The sequence below is a fragment of the Streptomyces sp. NPDC096323 genome, from assembly GCF_040302845.1.
GTDB lineage: Bacteria > Actinomycetota > Actinomycetes > Streptomycetales > Streptomycetaceae > Streptomyces.
The window spans coordinates 561,377-579,197 of record NZ_JBEOSI010000004.1 but is presented as its reverse complement, the minus strand read 5'-3'; the positions used below and the strand labels follow the sequence as shown (position 1 = coordinate 579,197).

The window sequence follows — 17,821 nt, the reverse complement described above, 5'->3', positions numbered from 1 at the left end:
GACAGACAGCACAGACACGCCGAGCAGCGCAGACCTGCCGAGCAGTGCAGGCGACAGGAACAAGCGCACCGGCGGCAGCGGCGGCGCCCCGTCGACCGGCGTGATCTCCCGACGGCGGCTGCTCGGCACCGCGGGAGCCGCCGGTGCCACCGGCCTCGTCCTCGGGGCGGCCGGCGGCGCCACCGGTTATGCCGCGACCCAGGACGAGGCCCCGGCCGTACTGACCTCGGTCGGCTCGACCGAGGTGATGTTTCACGGGAAACATCAACCGGGGATCACCACTCCGCTTCAGGCCCGCGGCCATCTCATCGCTTTCGACATGGCCCCCGGGGCCGGGCGCAAGGAGGCGGCGGCCCTGATGCGCCGCTGGTCGGCCGCGGCCGAGCGGCTCATGGGCGGTGAACCCACCGGCGGTGCGGCGGACGGCACCGGACACGACACCGGCATCGCCCTGGACGCCGGACCGTCCTCGCTGACCGTCACCTTCGGCTTCGGCGCGACCTTCTTCGAACGGACGGGCCTGACGGGCCACCGTCCGCCCGGGCTCGACCCGCTGCCACCGTTCTCCGCCGACCGCCTCGACGCCCGCCGGTCCAACGGCGACCTCTGGGTGCAGATCGGCGCCGACGACGCGCTCGTCGCATTCCACGCGCTGCGGGCCGTGCAGAAGGAGGCCGTCCCGACGGCCACCGTGCGCTGGCAGATGAACGGCTTCAACCGCACCCCCGGCGCCACCGCCAAGCCGATGACCGCCCGCAACCTCATGGGCCAGATCGACGGCACCGGCAACCCGAAGCCCTCCGACAACGACTTCGACCAGCGCGTCTTCGTCGCGGCGGGCGGCGACGCCGCGTACGAGTGGCTGGCCGGCGGCTCGTACGCCGTCGTCCGGCGGATCAGGATGCTGCTCGACGACTGGGAGAAGCTCCCCGTGGAACGTCAGGAGCGGGTCATCGGGCGGCGCAAGGCGAACGGCGCCCCGCTCAGCGGCGGCACCGAGACCACCGAGATGGACCTCGACAAGGCGGGCCCCGACGGCAAGCTGCTGATCCCCGACAACGCGCACGCCCGCATCTCCTCCCCCGAGCGCAACAGCGGCGCCGCCATGCTGCGGCGCCCGTTCTCGTACCACGACGGCATCTCCGCGGACGGCGCCCCGGACGCCGGGCTGCTGTTCATCTGCTGGCAGGCGGATCCGCTGCGCGGCTTCGTGCCCGTGCAGCGCAAGCTCGACCGGGGCGACGCACTGTCGCCGTTCCTCCGCCACGAGGCGAGCGGACTGTTCGCGGTACCCGGCGGTGCGGCGGACGGAGAGTACGTGGGGCAGCGGCTCCTGGAGGCGTGAACCACCGAGGGGTCACGCAGCCGCATACGGGGATGCCGTGCGACCCGGCGCATTAGGGTGACGGTATGTCCGCCACGTGCTACGCCTATCTCGGCCCCGAGGGCACCTTCACCGAGGTCGCCCTCCGTACGCTCCCGGAAGCCGCCACCCGCGAACTCGTCCCGATGGTCTCCGTACCGGCGGCGCTGGACGCGGTGCGCAACGGCACGGCCGCCGCGGCGCTGGTACCGATCGAGAACTCCGTCGAGGGCGGTATCACCACCACGCTCGACCAGTTGACCAGCGGCGAACCGCTGATGATCTACCGCGAAGTGCTGCTCTCCATCACGTTCGCGCTGCTCGTCCGTCCCGGCACGAAGCTGTCCGACGTCAAGACGGTCACCGCGCACCCGGCCGCGCAGCCGCAGGTGCGCAACTGGATGGCGGCCCATCTCCCCCAGGCGGTATGGGAGTCGGCGGCGTCCAACGCGGACGGTGCCCGGCTCGTGCAGGAGGGGCGGTACGACGCCGCCTTCGCCGGGGAGTTCGCGGCGGCGACCTACGGGCTCGAACCGCTGGTGACCGAGATCCATGACGCGGAGAACGCTCAGACCCGGTTCGTGCTGGTGGGACGCCCCGCCCGGCCTGCCGCGCCGACCGGTGCGGACAAGACCTCCGTCGTCATCTGGCTCGGGGACGACCACCCCGGTGCGCTGCTCGAACTGCTCCAGGAGTTCGCGGTGCGCGGGGTGAACCTGATGCTGATCCAGTCCCGGCCGACGGGCGCGGGCATCGGCAACTACTGCTTCGCGCTGGACGCCGAAGGCCACATCTCCGACCGCCGGGTAGGGGAGGCGCTGATGGGCCTGAAGCGGATCTGTCCGAACGTCCGGTTCCTCGGCTCCTATCCGCGGGCCGGTGTGACGCCTGCGGATGTACGCCCCTTGCGGGCGGGCACGTCGGACGCGGCGTTCACCGAGGCCTCCGACTGGCTGGCCCGCAATCAGGACGGCCGGGCCTGAGGCTCCGGCCCCGGAAGCAGCGCGGCCGGGTCCGAGGCTCCGGCCCCGGAAGCAGCGCGGCCGGGTCCGAGGACTCGCGGACCACAATCAGGAAGGCCGCGCCTCAGGCCCCCGCACTGGCGCGGCTTCGGCTTGCCTGCATCGCTGGTGCGATCAGCCGATAGTCGTCAGCGGAAAGTTATCCACAGGGCCGCCTCTCGACCTGGGGACAAGTCGACACCGCAATGCGACATGGTCGACAAATCTGCCCACCGCACCCAGACCGGCCTACAGGCCGCCGAGTCCCCGTTGTCAGCTCAATTCCGTTGATCAACTCTTTAGGACGAGGAATTCCCACCCGAACGAGCGTGTGAAGGAGGTTTGAACCGCGAAACCAACAGTCAGCATGGGGCTTTCGGAATGATCTCCTCCGTGTCCACAGGCCTTCCTCACAGCCTGTGGATAACTTTGCCCGTCCACCCATCCCTGTGGACAAGTGGAAGCCAACTCCCCGCCCCGACAAGGGCGATGCGTCAAGACGCACAACCCTTCTGCCCCATTTAGGGGAATAGGGAAGCTTTCCCGGCCCCTTCACCCCACGCCTCTGCGGATTCCGTATCCAGCATTACCAATACCGACAATTCAGGCAAAGTGACACGCTTTTCTCTATCGGTTCGGAGTACCGAAGCCCGCACCGGTAGCCTGGAGGGGTGATTGACCTTCGCCTGCTTCGTGAGGACCCCGACCGTGTTCGCGCCTCCCAGCGCGCCCGTGGAGAGGACGTCGCCCTCGTCGACGCCCTTCTCTCCGCCGACGAGCGGCGCAGGTCGTCCGGGGTCCGGTTCGACGAACTCCGTTCCGAGCAGAAATCGCTCGGCAAGCTCATCCCCAAGGCTTCCCCGGACGAACGCGCCGAGCTCCTGAAGAAGGCCGAGCAGCTCAAGGCCGACGTCAAGGCGGCCGACGCGGCGCAGGGCGAGGCCGACGCGGAGACCAAGAGCCTGCTGCTGCGGCTCGGCAACATCGTCCACACGGACGTGCCGGTCGGCGGCGAGGAGGACTTCGTCGTCCTGGAGACGCACGGCACCATCCGCGACTTCGGCGCCGAAGGCTTCGAGCCCAAGGACCACCTGGAGCTCGGTGAGGCGCTCGGCGCGATCGACATGGAGCGCGGCGCGAAGGTGTCCGGATCGCGCTTCTACTACCTGACGGGCGTCGGCGCGCTGCTGGAGCTCGCCCTCGTCAACGCGGCGATCGCCCAGGCCACCGAGGCCGGCTTCATCCCCATGCTCACCCCCGCGCTGGTCCGCCCGCGCGCCATGGAGGGCACCGGGTTCCTCGGCCAGGCCGCGGAGAACGTCTACCACCTGGAGAAGGACGACTACTACCTGGTCGGCACCTCCGAGGTACCGCTCGCCGCGTACCACATGGACGAGATCATCGACGCGGAGAAGCTGCCCCTGCGCTATGCGGGCTTCTCGCCGTGCTTCCGCCGCGAGGCGGGCACGTACGGCAAGGACACCCGCGGCATCTTCCGGGTCCACCAGTTCGACAAGGTCGAGATGTTCTCGTACGTCGATCCGGCGGACGCCGAGGCCGAGCACCAGCGTCTCCTCGACTGGGAGAAGCAGTGGCTCACCGCGCTCGGGCTGCCCTTCCAGGTGATCGACGTCGCCACCGGCGACCTGGGTGCCTCGGCCTCCAGGAAGTTCGACTGCGAGGCGTGGATCCCGACGCAGGGCAAGTACCGAGAGCTGACCTCCGCGTCCAACTGCGACGGCTTCCAGGCACGCCGCCTGTCCGTCCGGATGCGGGACAACCGCGACGGCAAGAAGGTCCTGAAGCCTCTGGCCACGCTGAACGGCACGCTCTGCGCCGTACCGCGGACGATCGTGGCGATCCTGGAGAACCACCAGCTCGCCGACGGTTCGGTACGAGTACCCGAGGTGCTCCGTCCGTACCTGGGCGGCCGTGAAGTGCTGGAGCCGGTCGCCAAGTGACCTTTCCCTACAAGCTCGTCGCGACCGACCTCGACGGCACGCTCCTGCGTGACGACGACACGGTCTCCGGGCGCACGCGCGAGGCACTGGCCGCGGTCACCGCGGCCGGTGCGGCGCACATCATCGTCACCGGACGTGCCGTTCCATGGACCCGGCACATCCTGGACGACCTGGGGTACGACGGTCTGGCGGTCTGCGGCCAGGGGGCGCAGGTCTACCACGCGGGCGAGCACAAACTGCTCACGTCCCTGACGCTCGACCGGCAGCTGGCCGGCCTCGCGCTCTCCAAGGTCGAGGCGGAAGTGGGTCCGCTGGCGCTGGCCGCGAGCCGCGACGGGCTCGAGGGTGAAGTGCTGGTCGGCCCCGGCTACCGCGTTCAGGAGGGACCGCTTCCGTACGTCTTCGTGCAGGACCCGGCCGAGCTGTGGTCCGCCCCGCTGAACAAGGTCTACATACAGCACCCCGACCTGGACGATGACACGCTGGCGAAGGCCGCGCGGGCCGCGGTCGGCAATCTGGTGGACGTGGTCATGGCGGGCCCGGGCGTGGTGGAGATCCTGCCGCTGGGGCTCAGCAAGGCCACCGGCCTCTCGCTGGCCGCGCGCCGGCTGGGCGTGAAGGCGGCCGACACGATCGCCTTCGGTGACATGCCGAACGACATCCCGATGTTCGCCTGGGCACGGCACGGCGTGGCCATGGCCAACGCGCACGAGGACCTGAAGGCCGTCGCCCAGGAGATCACCGCGTCGAACGAGAACGACGGCATCGCCGTGGTCCTGGAGCAGCTGCTCCCCTGACGTGACCGGCCCCGTTCGTCCCGGGGACAAGCTTGCAGGCCCGCGTTCCTGGTGCCCGGTGCTGCTCGATTACGGGCGGCACCGGGCACCAGGGCTCTGTCAGCGGTTCCTGTTGCGGCGGCTCAGGTCCTTCAGGTTGCGTGCGAGCTCGTCCATGCGCCCGTCGAGCCGGACGATGTCCTCCGAGATGCCGCCCAGCCGCACGCTCATGGCACCGACCACTTGATGCGTCGCCTCCATCCTGCGGTCGAGGCTGTCCAGGCGGTGCGACATCCGGTTCAGAACCGGCCCGAGTTCCTGCAGGGCGCTGCCGACACCGGCCAGGCAGCTTTCGACCCGGGTGACGCGGTGTTCGAGCGAGGCGTATCCGGCGCGCAGATCCTGCTCGGCGTCGAGGAGATACGTACGGACGCACCGGGCGATGTCGCTGTCGCGAAGAAGCATCGCGACGTTGAGGACGGTCCTGCGGGTGTAGAGCGTGAGCTGAGCGGGCGCCTGTGGATAACTTTCACCCTGCCCACCACCCCATAGGGACATCATGTCCCTATTGAAAACCCGCAGCTCAGGGCCTCGAAGCAGCCTGAGGCCATTCTCCACCATCTCCGCCCGATGGCGTTGGATCACCTTCTTGATGACCTCTGTGGATACTTCGAAGTAGCGGGCCACGTCCTCGGTGCGAACGTGAACTCCATCCGGGAGCATGACAAGGCTCTTCACCTTGTCCAGGGCGTCGACGCGCCCCATCTGTTCGACACGCAGCGCGCGTGATTCGAGCAGGGCGACTTCCGTGGGCATGAACATGCCTTCCGATCGTGAGTTCCGGTGCTGAGCACACCGACGCCGGACTTGGGCAGGCCGGTGCCGGGCGGACAGCCCTCTCCCCGGGCTTCAGGGGCGGAGGACGCTCACGGTTGCCACTCACTCAAGAACCGGCCGGGGGGTCATTCCCACCGCATCGGCTATCCGGATTTCACGAAAGCTACGACGCCACAGATTCCAGTTGCCTCCACGCATCATGAACAACGAACCGATAAACGCACAGTTACGCGGAGGACCGGCCGTCCGCTGTCCGACATGAGACAACCCCCGCCCAAGAGGGCGGGGGTTGTCTCGCTGTGGAGGAGCGGAAGTCACTCCTCGCCGGCGAGCTTCAGCGTGCGCAGTTTCTGACCGGCGTACCAGGTCGCGACCACGGTGACCGCGGCCAGGAGCACCGTCGCGAGCGGCAGCCCGACGTCGGAGGTGATCGCGCCACCCCCGCCGGTCTTCTCCGCCACCGCGAGGGACCACTGCTGCACACTGAGGGTGCGCGCACCGGGCACGATGCTGCCGAACAGCGCCTCCCAGACGAGCGCGTAGACGAGTCCGAGGACCACTGCGTGCCGGCTGACCGTTCCCAGCAGCAGGAACAGCGCGCTGTAGGCGATCGAGGCGACCAGCGCCGCGATCGTGTAGGCCACCGCGATCTGCTGGCCATTGCCGTTGAGGATCAGACCGGCGATCAGGGTCGGCACCGCCGAGAACACCATCGTGACCGCGATCGCCACGATCAGCTTGGTGAAGATGATGGTCGGCCGCGTCACCGGCTTGGCCAGCAGATAGACGATGGAGCCGTCGTCGATCTCCGGCCCGATGGCGCCCGTACCGGCGATCACACCGATCAGCGGCACCATGGTGGCGATGGCGAATCCGCCCAGCACGTCCGAGGCCACCTGATCGTCCGCCCCGGCGAACATCCGTACCGCCACCGCGATGACGATCAGGAGCGCGGGCAGGATGAAGAGGATGGCGGCCCGGCGCCGGCCGAGCAGCGCCCGGTAGGTGAGCCGGGCGACTGTGGGGTCGTACATGACGTCACAGCTCCTTTCAGGCCACTACTCAGGCCGCTACGAGATAGGAAAAGACCGATTCGAGGGACTCGTCGGACGGCGAAACGGTCAGCAGACGAATGCCCCGATCACGTGCGACCTTCGGCAGCAGCGTCGTGAAGCGTCCGAAGTCGACGGCCTGGATGCGCAGCGCGTTCTCGCCGAGGTCGACCTCGATGCCCGCCGTCGAGGGGTCGGCGATGAGCGCGGCGGCGAGGGCCCGGTCGTCGCTGGAGCGTACGAGATAGCGGTGCGGGCGATCCGTCATCAGCCGGCGGATCTTGCGGAAGTCCCCGGACGCGGCGTGCCGCCCGGCGACGATCACCTCGATGTGCGAGGCGAGCTGCTCGACCTCTTCGAGGATGTGGGAGGAGAAGAGGACGGTGCGTCCCTCCGCTCCCATCCGTCGCAGCAGCTCCATCAGCTGCATCCGCTGGCGCGGGTCCATTCCGTTGAACGGCTCGTCGAGCAGCAGCACGGACGGGTTGTGGACCAGCGCGGAGGCCATCTTCACGCGCTGACGCATGCCCTTGCTGTACGTGGAGATCTTGCGGTCCTGCGCGTACTCCATCTGGACCGTGGCGAGCGCGGCAGCCGCCTCCGCGTCGCCGAGACCGTGCAGTTCGGAGTTGGCCACGACGAACTCGCGACCGGTGAGGAAGTCGTACATCCCCTCCCGCTCCGGCACGATGCCGATCTGCCGGTAGACCGACTCGTTGCGCCAGATCGGCTTGCCGTCGAGCGTGACCGTGCCCGTCGACGGGGCGAGGAATCCGGCCATCATGTTGATCAGCGTGGACTTGCCCGCGCCGTTGGGGCCGAGCAGACCGGTGACGCCCGGGCCCACGGTCATGCTCACGTCGTTGACGGCGACCACATTGCCGAACCAGCGGGATGTGTGGTCGATCTCGATGGTGGTCACAGCCCGACCCTCCGGTAGCGGCGCATCAGTACGGCGTACGAGCCGGCGACGAGCGCGAGAACAACGATCAGATAGACCACACCGGCCCCGGCCCCCGGGCCCTCCCCTCCGGGGAAGGCGGAGGTCGCGCCGAGGTACGCGGTCTGTACACCGTCGACGAGCGTGATCGGGGAGAAGAGCCCCAGCCACGGCACGGCGCCGGTGGACCCCGTGGACCAGGCGATGCCCTGGATCGTGCTGACCGCGCCGTACGTGATCGTCAGCACGGCGATCACCGCCGCGACGCCGAAACCTCGCCGCGGGGTGAGTGCGGCCATCACGAGGCCGAGACCGGCGAAGAGCACGGACAGCAGCGCCACCGACACCATCCCCTGAGCGAACCACTTGGTCTGGTCGGCGAAGTCGAACTTCCCCAACAGCGCGCCCACGTACAGGATGACGAGCGGCGCACCGGTCAGGACGAAGAGCGCGGAGGCCATCGCGGCGAACTTCGCGAAGACGTAGTCGCTGCGCTCGATCGGCCGGGAGAAGTAGAGCGGCACGCTCTTGAAGCGGAGGTCCCGGGAGACCGACTGCGGTGCCTGCGCGGCGATGAACAGGCCGATGACCGCCTGCAGATAGATCGCGAACCTCGTGTACTTGATCGGCAGCTTCGTCGCGTCGGGAAGGTTGATGGCCACTGCCACGATGATCGCGGCGACCAGGCACATCACGCCAAAGAGCAGCATGGGCAGCACCTTGGACTTGGCCGAGCGGCCGAATCCGAAGGAGCCGCGCAGGGACTGCGAGTAGAGCGAGCGGCGGGCATAGGCACGGCCGAGCCGCGGGCCGTCGTAGGCGCGGTAGCCGATGTTGTGGATCCGGGAGGTCTCGCTCCCGGTCGCGGCGCCGGTCTCAGTGCTCATCGCGACCGCTCCCCTTCTGCTGTACGGCCCCGGCGGGCACGGACGCGGTCCGCGCCTCGGGGTGCGCTGCCGGCGCCTCTTCGGTACGGAAGACCTCGGCGATGTGGTGGCGGCGCTGTTCCATCCGGACGAGGCCGAGCCCGAGACCGGCGACGCTGTCGCGGACGAGGTCGTACGTCTCCTCGCCGGTCGCCTCGATCAGCAGGATGTGGCCCGCCCCGGGCAGCCCCTCCGCGTCCAGTCCGTCGAGCCCCACCAGCTTGATTCCCGCACCGGTGAGGACCTTGCGCAGGGCGTCCGTCCCGTCGGGGTGGGTGTCGCTGTCGGTGACCTCGACCGCGAGGGTCGTGGTGGTCTGGGTGAAGTCGCTGGTGGAGCTGGAGCGCAGCAGTGATCCGCCGTCGATGACGACGACGTGGTCGCAGGTGCGTTCCAGTTCGCCCAGGAGGTGTGAGGTGACGAGGACCGAGATGCCGAAGTCGGTGTGGATCCGCCGGATCAGGCCGAGCATCTCGTCGCGGCCGACCGGGTCCAGTCCGTTGGTCGGCTCGTCGAGGAGGACCAGCTGCGGGTCGTGGACCAGTGCCTGGGCCAGCTTCACCCGCTGCTTCATGCCGGTCGAGTAGCCGCCGATGGGCCGGTAGCGCTCCTCGTACAGGCCGACGTGCCGCAGCGTGTCCGCGGTGCGTTCGCGGGCCGCCGTCGGGGGCAGTCCGGACATCCGCGCCATGTGGACGACGAACTCCGTCGCGGAGACGTCGGGCGGCAGGCAGTCGTGCTCCGGCATGTAGCCGACCCGTTCCCGGATGGCGGCGCCGCTGGTCGACACGTCGAGCCCGAGCACCGCGGCCCGGCCCTCGGTCGCGGGGGACAGACCCAGCAGGATCTTGATCAACGTGGACTTGCCGGCTCCGTTGGTGCCCACCAGCCCGGTTACACCGGGGCCGATGTCCAACGAGAGCCGGTCAAGCGCGGTCACCCGGGGGAACCGCTTGCTCAGGCTTTCGGTCGCAATGACTGTCACACCATCGACCGTAGTGGCGCGGGCCCCACCGGTCGTCAGACCTGAGGCTGGATTCCCGTCAGACTCCAGATGTACGGGCCCGTAGGGGGACCGCGTCAGGGACGACCGAGCGGCTTGTCCGGAACGGCGGGACGGCCGGGACAGCGTGCGCCGCGGGAGTTGTCCACAGGCCGCGCACACCCCCCTTGACGTAGCCGCCGGACATTGTCACATTCATCAGTGTCACGTTACGGGCACGTACCGCACACGGCAGGGAACGGACGGTGTCATGGCCTCGCGCGTCAAAGACGAACGGGCCCCGGAACTCCAGGGGTTCAGAGAAGTGCACCGTCTCGCGTACGCCTGCGCGGACGCGGTCGCGGCCCGCCTGCCGCTCTGGAGTCCGTACCGCCTCTCCGGCCACCCTCCGCAGCCGGGTCTGTGGGCGGTCGAGCCGCACCTCGGATTCCGGGGCACGGGCGCGGAGTTCGAGGAGATCCTGGACGTCACCGACTTCCGGGATCCCGGGCAGAGCGCCTTCTGGCTGGACGACGACCTGCCGCACGTACGGCACTGGGCCGAGGAGAGGGTGGCGGCATGAGTCTGCACGACCTGCCGGGGGCGCGCGAGCGCCGGGTGTCCACGGGCGGGATCGACCTGTGCGTCGTCGAGCTGGGCGACTCGACGCGGCCAACGATCGTGCTGGTGCACGGCTACCCGGACAGCAAGGAGGTCTGGACCGAGGTCGCCCGGCAGCTCGCCACGCAGTGGCATGTCGTGTTGTACGACGTGCGAGGACACGGCCGGTCGACGGCTCCGGTGCCCCTGCGCGGCGGCTTCACGCTGGAGAAGCTGACCGACGACTTCCTGGCCGTCGCCGACGCGGTGAGCCCGGACCGGCCGGTGCACCTGGTCGGGCACGACTGGGGTTCGGTGCAGGCCTGGGAGTTCGCCACGGTCGGCCGTACCGAGGGCCGGATCGCCTCCTTCACCTCGATGTCCGGCCCGTCGCTGGACCATTTCGGGCACTGGATCAAGCAGCGGATGTCCCGGCCCACCCCGCGCCGGGTCGGCCAACTGCTGGGCCAGGGCGCCAAGTCCTGGTACGTGTACATGCTGCACACCCCTGTGCTGCCGGAGCTCGCCTGGCGGGGGCCACTCGAGAAATGGTGGCCCCGCATCCTGGAGCGGCTGGAGAAGGTTCCTCCGGGCGACTACCCGACGCCGTCGCTGCCCGACGACGCGGCGCACGGGGCCTGGCTCTACCGGGACAACGTCCGCTCCCGGCTGCGCAGGCCCCGCGCCGACGCGTTCGCGCACGTTCCGGTCCAGCTGATCACCCCGACCGGCGACGTATTCCTCTCGGAACAGCTCTACGACGGACTCGATGCCTGGGTCCCGCAGTTGACGCGGCGCTCGCTGCCCGCCAAGCACTGGGTCCCCCGCACCAGGCCGGACCAGCTGGCTTCCTGGATCGGTGAGTTCGCCACGGCCAACGAGGCTGCTCTGCAAGGCGGTGAGCCGGTCCGGGACACCGCGCCGAAGGGGGCGCACGCAGACCGGTTCGGCGGTCAGCTCGTCCTCGTGACGGGTGCGGCCACCGGGATCGGGCGGGCTACGGCCTTCGCGTTCGCCGAGGCCGGCGCGCGTGTGGTGGCCGTGGACCGGGACGCGGAGGGGGCGACCCGGACAGCGGAACTGGCCCGGCTGATAGGCGCCCCGGCCGCCTGGGCCGAAACGGTCGACGTGAGCGACGAGCAGGCCATGGAGAAGCTCGCTGAGAAGGTGGCCGCCGAGTACGGCATCGTCGACGTGCTGGTCAACAACGCGGGCATCGGGCTCTCCGGCTCGTTCCTGGAGACGACCGCCGAGGAGTGGAGACACGTCCTCGACGTGAACCTGTGGGGCGTCATCCATGGATGCCGGCTCTTCGGCAGGCAGATGGCCGACCGGGGGCAGGGCGGCCACATCGTCAACATCGCCTCGGCGGCGGCATATCAGCCGTCTCGCGCGCTGGCCGCGTACAGCACGTCGAAGGCCGCCGTCCTGATGCTCAGCGAGTGCCTGCGTGCCGAGCTCGCCGGGAAGTCGATCGGGGTCAGTGCGGTGTGCCCCGGCATCGTCAACACGAGCATCACCAGGACCGCGCGCTTCGCCGGGGCGGACGCGGCGGAGGAGAAGCGGCTGCGGAAGCGGACGAGCAAGTTGTACGGGATGCGCAACTATCCTCCGGAGAAGGTCGCCGAGGCGATCCTCCGGGCGGTCGTCCGCAACCAGGCCGTTGTTCCGGTGACGCCGGAGTCCCATGCCGCCCGGTTCCTGTCCCGGCTGAGTCCGGGTGCGCTGCGCGGCATCGCCCGGCTGAAGCCGCCGCTGTGAGCGCCGCCGGGCCGTCGGCGGACGGCCGGGCAGTCGCCGAGTACCGGATCGAGGACCTCGCGCACGCCAGCGGCGCCACCGTCCGCACCATCCGCGGCTATCAGGACCGCGGGCTGCTGCCGACGCCAGAGCGCAGGGGGCGGGCGAATGTGTACCGGAACACCCACCTCGCCCGGCTCCGCCAGATAGCGGACCTGCTGGACCGCGGCTACACCCTGGCCAGCATCAAGGAGTTGCTCGAGGCCTGGGACACGGGCCGCGGCCTCGGCGGCGTCCTGGGACTCGCCGCCGAGGTGCACGGCCCGTGGACGGACGAGCGGGCCGGCCGCATCACCCGGGCGGAGTTGGAGGCGAGGTTCGGCGGGCACCCGGATGACGAGGCGGTTGCCGAAGCGGTGGAACTGGGGATCCTCGAACGAGTTCCAGGGTTGGACGACGAGTTCCTGGTGCCGAGCCCGCAAGAGCTGTCGGTAGCAGCCGAGTTGCACGCCGCGGGTGTCCCATTGAGCGCGATTTCCGGCCACCTGCGGGAACTTCGGGGACAGGTCGAGCAGATAGCGTCCCGCTTCCTGGAGTTCACGACGGAGCACGTCTTCGCCCGCTACCTCGGCCACCGCCCCCCGACCGACGCGGATGCCGCCGCGGCGGCTTCAATGGTCCGTCGGCTCCGACCGCTGGCACAGCAGACGGTCGACGCCGAACTCGCCCGCGCCATGAGGGTGTTCGCCACGCGGCATCTGGACCGCCACCTCACCACCGAGGAGCCCTGCCCGCCACGTCCGGCCGAGCCGACCCTGATGTCGGTCGATCTTCCCGCCGACACGATTCGTGCTGTGGAGCGGCTGGTTGGGCGACAGAACACGGGGCCTTTCGTTGCCGCAGCCGCTGAACGGGAAGTGCGAGCCAGAACATTGGACGCACTCGCCTCATCTCACGGCAATGTGCGCGAAGTTGGGCAAAAGGCCTGAATCACAGGCGAGTTATCCACAGAAGCCCTAAAAGGCCTGTGGATAAGCCGAGTTGGCTGTGGATCAAACCTGCGGTCGGAAATTGCCGGGTGAAGCCGAAGCCAAATCCGGATGCGCCGGGGACGACGTCACGGGCAGGCTGTCGGGATGGATGAAAGACGCACCGTCAAGGTGTCCAAGTACCTCTCGAAACACCTCCGCCATCAACCCGAACGGATCGGTCTCACACTGGATGCCCACGGCTGGGTCTCCGTCGACGAGCTGCTCCGGGCGGTTGCCCGCCACCACTTCCCGCTCACCCGCACCGAACTCGACCATGTGGTGGCGTCCAACGACAAGCAACGGTTCGCCATCGAGGGAGACCGCATCCGGGCAAGCCAGGGGCATACCGTCGAGGTGGACCTGAACCTTCCCCCGGCCGAACCGCCCGGCTACCTCTATCACGGCACGGTCGGCCGCTCCCTGGACGCGATCCGCGCCGAGGGGCTGCGTCCGATGAACCGCACGCACGTCCACCTCTCGCTCGACCGCGAGACGGCAACCCGTGTCGGAGCACGGCGCGGCCGCCCTGTCGTCCTGTCCGTGGACGCGGGCGCCATGCACCGGGCGGGACACGTCTTCCACGTCAGCGCCAACGGGGTCTGGCTCACCGCCGCCGTACCCCCGGAATACCTGCGCCTGCCCGGCTGACACGGAGGTCTCCCCGCCCCACCGCACCGGTCGCGGCCACTGCCCGGCACCGGTCGCTAGCCCGCGAGCTGGGCCAGTCCCTGCGTCACGATCTGCTCGAAGAGCTTCTCGTCCGCCACCGCTGCGGAGAATTCGGGGCTGCCGTCGGGCACCGGTGCGTGGATCACGATCTCGGTGAAGCCGAGCTCCGCATACCTGCCGGCGAAGTCCACAAAGGCGTCCGCGGACGCGAACGGTCCGACCCGGCCACCGGTGAGGTCAGGGTTGAACTCCGGCGTGAATCCGGTGAGCAGGATCTTGTCGAGCTCGTCCACGTCCCGGTCATTCTCCTCGCAGGCCCTGCCCAGCCTCGCCACCTGACCACGGACGGCGTCGAGCGACTCCGCCGCACTGCCCGCCTCGTACAGCTTGGGATCACCCGTGGTCACCCACGCCTGCCCGTACTGAGCAGCAAGCCTGAGCCCGCGCGGCCCCGTCGCGGCGACGGCGAACGGCAGCCTCGGCACCTGCGCACAGCCCGGCAGGTTCCGCGCCTCGGTGGCCGAGTAGAACGCGCCTTCCGCCGTGAGCCCGGCCGGCTCGCGGAGCAGCCCGTCCAGCAGCGGTACGAACTCACCGAACCGGTCAGCCCGCTCGCGCGGGGTCCACGGCTGTTCGTCCGCCGGCAGCAGCGTCGTCGCGTCGAAGCCGTTGCCACCGGCCCCGATGCCCAGCGTGATGCGACCGCCCGAGATGTCGTCGAGCGAGATGAGTTCCTTGGCCAGCGTGACCGGGTGCCGGAAGTTCGGCGAGGTCACGAGCGTCCCGAGGCGCAGGCGCGAGGTCACGCAGGCAGCCGCCGTCAGGGTGGGGAGGGCGCCGAACCACGGCCGGTCGCGGAAGGCCCGCCAGGCCAGGTGGTCGTAGGTGTACGCGGCGTGCAGCCCCAGCTCCTCGGCGCGCTCCCACTGTGCGCGCCCACCCTCGTGCCAGCGGCGGACGGGCAGGATGACAGTGCTGAGGCGCAGAGAGGTGCTCATGGCTCCAGAGTTTACGGCGGGCAGACCGGCCCCACCCTTTGCGCCCGAAGGACCGGTCTGCACGGATGGCCGGGCGGCTTCGGGGCGGACCTCACGAGCGTCCCGAGGCGCGCTGGACCCCGGAAATCCGCCGACATATGCCAGAGGAATGTTCCCCAGCTCAGAGGCGCGCGCACTCAAATGTGCGCCCCTGCGCACGCCCGTGCACCCCTGTGGGCGAGAATGGAGCGGTGACCTCAGCTACCGAACAGCCCGTTCCCGCCGCTCCACGGCTGATCGCCACCGACCTGGACGGCACCCTCCTGCGGGACGACAAGACCGTCTCCGACCGCACGGTCGCAGCGCTCGCCGCTGCCGAGGAGGCCGGTATCGAGGTCTTCTTCGTCACCGGCCGCCCCGCCCGCTGGATGGGCGTCGTCAGCGATCACGTACACGGCCACGGCATGGCGATCTGCGCGAATGGCGCCGCCGTCGCCGACCTGCACGCCGACGGCAGGCTGCTGAAGGTGCGGGCACTGGAGCGGGCGGTGGCCCTCGACGTCGTGCACACGCTGCGCGCGGCCGCCCCCGGCACATCGTTCGCCGTCGAGCTGGCCACGGGCATCCACTACGAACCGGCCTATCCGCCGTTCTTCATGGACCCCGGTGCCACGGTGGCCGTCGCCGAGAAACTGCTTCACGAGGAGACGCCGGGAGCGGGCGCCCCGGTGCTGAAGCTTCTCGCCCACCATGGCGAACTGGCCCCGGACGACTTCCTCGCCCTGGCGCGCACGGTGGCCGGGGACCGGGCGTCCTTCACCCGGTCCAGCCCCACGGCGCTCCTGGAGGTCAGCGGGCCCGGCGTCTCCAAGGCCAGCACGCTGGAGCTGTGCTGCGCCGAACGCGGCATCACCTCCGAGGAGGTCGTGGCCTTCGGTGACATGCCGAACGACGTGGAGATGCTGAGCTGGGCGGGCACGTCGTACGCGATGGGCAACGCGCACCCGGCGGCTCTCGCCGCGGCCTCCGGCCGTACGGTCACCAACAACGAGGACGGCGTCGCGGTCGTCATCGAGCGGCTCATCGCCGAACGTGCCGGCCTCGGCGTGGAGCGCTGAGACCGGTTCCGGCGAAAAGGCGCGCCACGGACCCGGCTCCGGGCGAAAGGCCCGCCGAGACCCGGCCCCGGTGGTCAGAGCGGGGCCTGCCACACCACCGTAGTACCGGCACCGTGCTCCCCGATCCCGGGCCCGAACCAACTGGCCCCGCCGAGTGATTCCGCCCGGCGGGCCAGGTTGCGCAGGCCGCTTCGCCGCCCGCCCTCCGGGATGCCCACCCCGTCGTCGGCGACCGACAGCCGTACCGCGTCCCGCCCGTCGGGCAGCGAGGCGGTCGCGTCGACAAGCACGTCGATGCGAGCCGCGTCGGCGTGCCGGAACGCGTTGGACAGGGCCTCCCTGAGGGCCGCGATCAGATTCTTGCCGGTCAGCTCGCCGACCAGGGAGTCGACCGGACCGAGGAAGCGGTGAGTCGGTTTGAAGCCCAGCGGGACAGCCGCCATGTTGATCTCACGCAGAACGCGGGTACGCAGCCCGGAGGGCGCCTCGGCCGGCTCCTGCTGCAGCGCGAAGATCGCGGTACGGATCTCCTGAATGGTCACGTCCAGTTCGTCGACCGCCCTGCCCACGCCGGTCTGCACCTCCGGCACGTCCGACCCGCGCTGCGCGCTCTCCAGCATCATCCCCGTGGCGAACAGCCGCTGAATGACCAGGTCGTGCAGGTCACGGGCGATGCGGTCGCGGTCCTCGTAGACCGCGAGCCGCTCCCGGTCGCGCTGCGCCTCGGCCATCATGAGGGCCAGGGCGGCCTGCGAGGCAAACTGCGCGGCGAGGGTGCGCTCGGTCTCCGTGAACGGCCGGCCGCCACGGGTGCGGGGGGTGGCGAGCGCGCCGAGCACCCGGCCCCCGCTGTGCAGCGGGAGCATCATGCTGGGGCCGAAGCGCTCCGCCAGCCTGGTGATCATGCGGGAGTCGGTGGCCAGGTCGTCGATGAAGACCGCCTCGCCGTTCAGCAGCTTCGCCACCACGGGGTTGTGCGCCGGAATGATCACCCCGAGCGAAGTGGACGGGTCGTCCGCGGAGACGGCGACGATCTCCAGTCCCCCGTCCGCGGCGGGCAACAGCACGATGCCTGCCGCGGAGCCGGCGAGATGGCGGGCCTGTTCGGCAACGACGGAGAGCGCGTCGTCGGCGTCCCCGCCGGACAGCAGAGCGGTGGTCACGGCCACCGACCCGTCGATCCAGCGCTCGCGCTGCCTCGCCGCCTCGTACAGCCGCGCATTGCCGATGGCGATGCCTGCCTCGGTGGCCAGCACGCGGACCATGTGCAGGTCGTAGTCGTTGAACTCGCCGCCGTCGGTCTTCTCGGAGAGATAGAGGTTGCCGAAGATCTCGCCCTGGACCCGGATCGGGACGCCGAGGAACGTGCGCATGGGCGGATGGCCGGGCGGGAAACCGGCGAACCGCGGGTCGGACGTCAGGTCGGCCAGCCGCAGGGGGCGCGGATCGTCGATGAGGGCGCCGAGCAGCCCGTGGTGCCCGTCCGGCCGGCGCCCGATCCTGCGCGCCACGGCCTCGGAGACTCCGTACGTGACGAAATCGGAAAGCCCTTCGCTCTCCTCGTCCACGACACCGATGGCCGCGTAACGGGCGTGGGCCAACTCGGCGGCCGTCTCGCAGATCCGGTCGAGCGTGGAGTGGAGTTCAAGGCCCGTGCCCACCGACCGCATGGCTTCCAGCAGCCGTGGGACGCGGGCGGTCAGTTCGGTGGACAGCCCCCGCAGGCTGCGGGTCGCCTCCGTCGCGGCGTCGAGCGCGTCCGTCGCCCGTCTCGCATCCTTCGCGTCCGCCGCGCGCTCCGGGCGGTTCGGGTCCTGCTCTGGCATACCCAGAGCGTAATTAGTCCCG

Annotated in this window: 15 protein-coding genes and 1 pseudogene; 9 read left to right on the top strand and 7 right to left on the bottom strand. The window is 69.8% G+C overall.

Features of this window, described 5'->3' with window-relative positions; translation table 11 throughout:
• Positions 1 to 100: 100 nt before the first annotated feature.
• From efeB to ABTX18_RS13950, 4 genes are all read left to right on the top strand, one after another.
• Positions 101 to 1,345 (top strand): iron uptake transporter deferrochelatase/peroxidase subunit, encoded by a 1,245-nt coding sequence (gene efeB / locus ABTX18_RS13965; protein ID WP_352123095.1) that lies wholly within the window; start codon positions 101 to 103, stop codon positions 1,343 to 1,345.
• A 65-nt stretch (positions 1,346 to 1,410) separates the two neighbouring features.
• The gene (gene pheA, locus ABTX18_RS13960) at positions 1,411 to 2,346 is read left to right on the top strand and encodes a prephenate dehydratase (protein WP_352122945.1); all 936 of its coding nucleotides are present in this window, start codon (positions 1,411 to 1,413) and stop codon (positions 2,344 to 2,346) included.
• 689 nt (positions 2,347 to 3,035) lie between these two features.
• Positions 3,036 to 4,325, top strand: a complete 1,290-nt coding sequence (serS, locus tag ABTX18_RS13955) for a serine--tRNA ligase (RefSeq protein ID WP_352122944.1) — start codon at positions 3,036 to 3,038, stop codon at positions 4,323 to 4,325.
• A complete protein-coding gene (locus ABTX18_RS13950) occupies positions 4,322 to 5,122 on the top strand; it encodes an HAD family hydrolase (protein ID WP_352122943.1) in 801 nt (266 codons plus the stop codon). Before serS ends, ABTX18_RS13950 begins: the two co-directional genes overlap by 4 nt.
• A gap of 99 nt (positions 5,123 to 5,221) precedes the next feature.
• On the opposite strand, the gene ABTX18_RS13945 is transcribed toward ABTX18_RS13950, so the two are convergent.
• The 5 genes from ABTX18_RS13945 to ABTX18_RS13925 form a co-directional block, all read right to left on the bottom strand.
• Positions 5,222 to 5,917, bottom strand: a complete 696-nt coding sequence (locus ABTX18_RS13945) for a hypothetical protein (RefSeq protein ID WP_352123094.1) — start codon at positions 5,915 to 5,917, stop codon at positions 5,222 to 5,224.
• Between the two features lie 335 nt (positions 5,918 to 6,252).
• Positions 6,253 to 6,972, bottom strand: coding sequence for an ABC transporter permease (locus ABTX18_RS13940; protein WP_352122942.1), 720 nt, complete (start codon positions 6,970 to 6,972; stop codon positions 6,253 to 6,255).
• Positions 6,973 to 7,000: 28 nt separating this feature from the next.
• Positions 7,001 to 7,912, bottom strand: coding sequence for an ABC transporter ATP-binding protein (locus tag ABTX18_RS13935; protein WP_352122941.1), 912 nt, complete (start codon positions 7,910 to 7,912; stop codon positions 7,001 to 7,003).
• On the bottom strand, positions 7,909 to 8,817 hold the full coding sequence (locus ABTX18_RS13930) for an ABC transporter permease (protein ID WP_352122940.1): 909 nt from the start codon (positions 8,815 to 8,817) through the stop codon (positions 7,909 to 7,911). Before ABTX18_RS13930 ends, ABTX18_RS13935 begins: the two co-directional genes overlap by 4 nt.
• On the bottom strand, positions 8,807 to 9,841 hold the full coding sequence (locus ABTX18_RS13925; protein WP_352122939.1) for an ABC transporter ATP-binding protein: 1,035 nt from the start codon (positions 9,839 to 9,841) through the stop codon (positions 8,807 to 8,809). Before ABTX18_RS13925 ends, ABTX18_RS13930 begins: the two co-directional genes overlap by 11 nt.
• A gap of 367 nt (positions 9,842 to 10,208) precedes the next feature.
• On the opposite strand from ABTX18_RS13925, the pseudogene ABTX18_RS13920 reads away from it, so the two are divergent.
• The 4 genes and pseudogenes from ABTX18_RS13920 to ABTX18_RS13905 form a co-directional block, all read left to right on the top strand.
• A pseudogene (locus tag ABTX18_RS13920) lies at positions 10,209 to 10,421 on the top strand (M24 family metallopeptidase); the annotation flags it as partial.
• The gene (locus ABTX18_RS13915) at positions 10,418 to 12,199 is read left to right on the top strand and encodes an SDR family oxidoreductase (RefSeq protein WP_352122938.1); all 1,782 of its coding nucleotides are present in this window, start codon (positions 10,418 to 10,420) and stop codon (positions 12,197 to 12,199) included. The pseudogene ABTX18_RS13920 and the gene ABTX18_RS13915, both read left to right, overlap by 4 nt.
• The gene (locus ABTX18_RS13910; RefSeq protein ID WP_352122937.1) at positions 12,196 to 13,167 is read left to right on the top strand and encodes a MerR family transcriptional regulator; all 972 of its coding nucleotides are present in this window, start codon (positions 12,196 to 12,198) and stop codon (positions 13,165 to 13,167) included. Before ABTX18_RS13915 ends, ABTX18_RS13910 begins: the two co-directional genes overlap by 4 nt.
• Before the next feature lie 147 nt (positions 13,168 to 13,314).
• Positions 13,315 to 13,857: an RNA 2'-phosphotransferase gene (locus ABTX18_RS13905; protein ID WP_352122936.1), complete on the top strand. Its 543-nt coding sequence runs from the start codon at positions 13,315 to 13,317 to the stop codon at positions 13,855 to 13,857.
• Positions 13,858 to 13,913: 56 nt separating this feature from the next.
• Here the strand turns inward: ABTX18_RS13905 and ABTX18_RS13900 are convergent, their stop codons facing one another.
• A complete protein-coding gene (locus tag ABTX18_RS13900; protein ID WP_352122935.1) occupies positions 13,914 to 14,876 on the bottom strand; it encodes an LLM class flavin-dependent oxidoreductase in 963 nt (320 codons plus the stop codon).
• Positions 14,877 to 15,106: 230 nt separating this feature from the next.
• On the opposite strand from ABTX18_RS13900, the gene ABTX18_RS13895 reads away from it, so the two are divergent.
• A complete protein-coding gene (locus ABTX18_RS13895; protein ID WP_352122934.1) occupies positions 15,107 to 15,973 on the top strand; it encodes a Cof-type HAD-IIB family hydrolase in 867 nt (288 codons plus the stop codon).
• A gap of 74 nt (positions 15,974 to 16,047) precedes the next feature.
• Here ABTX18_RS13895 and ABTX18_RS13890 read toward each other — a convergent pair whose 3' ends face one another.
• Entirely contained in the window at positions 16,048 to 17,799 is a 1,752-nt protein-coding gene (locus ABTX18_RS13890) for a sensor histidine kinase (RefSeq protein ID WP_352122933.1), read from the bottom strand.
• Positions 17,800 to 17,821: the final 22 nt, after the last annotated feature.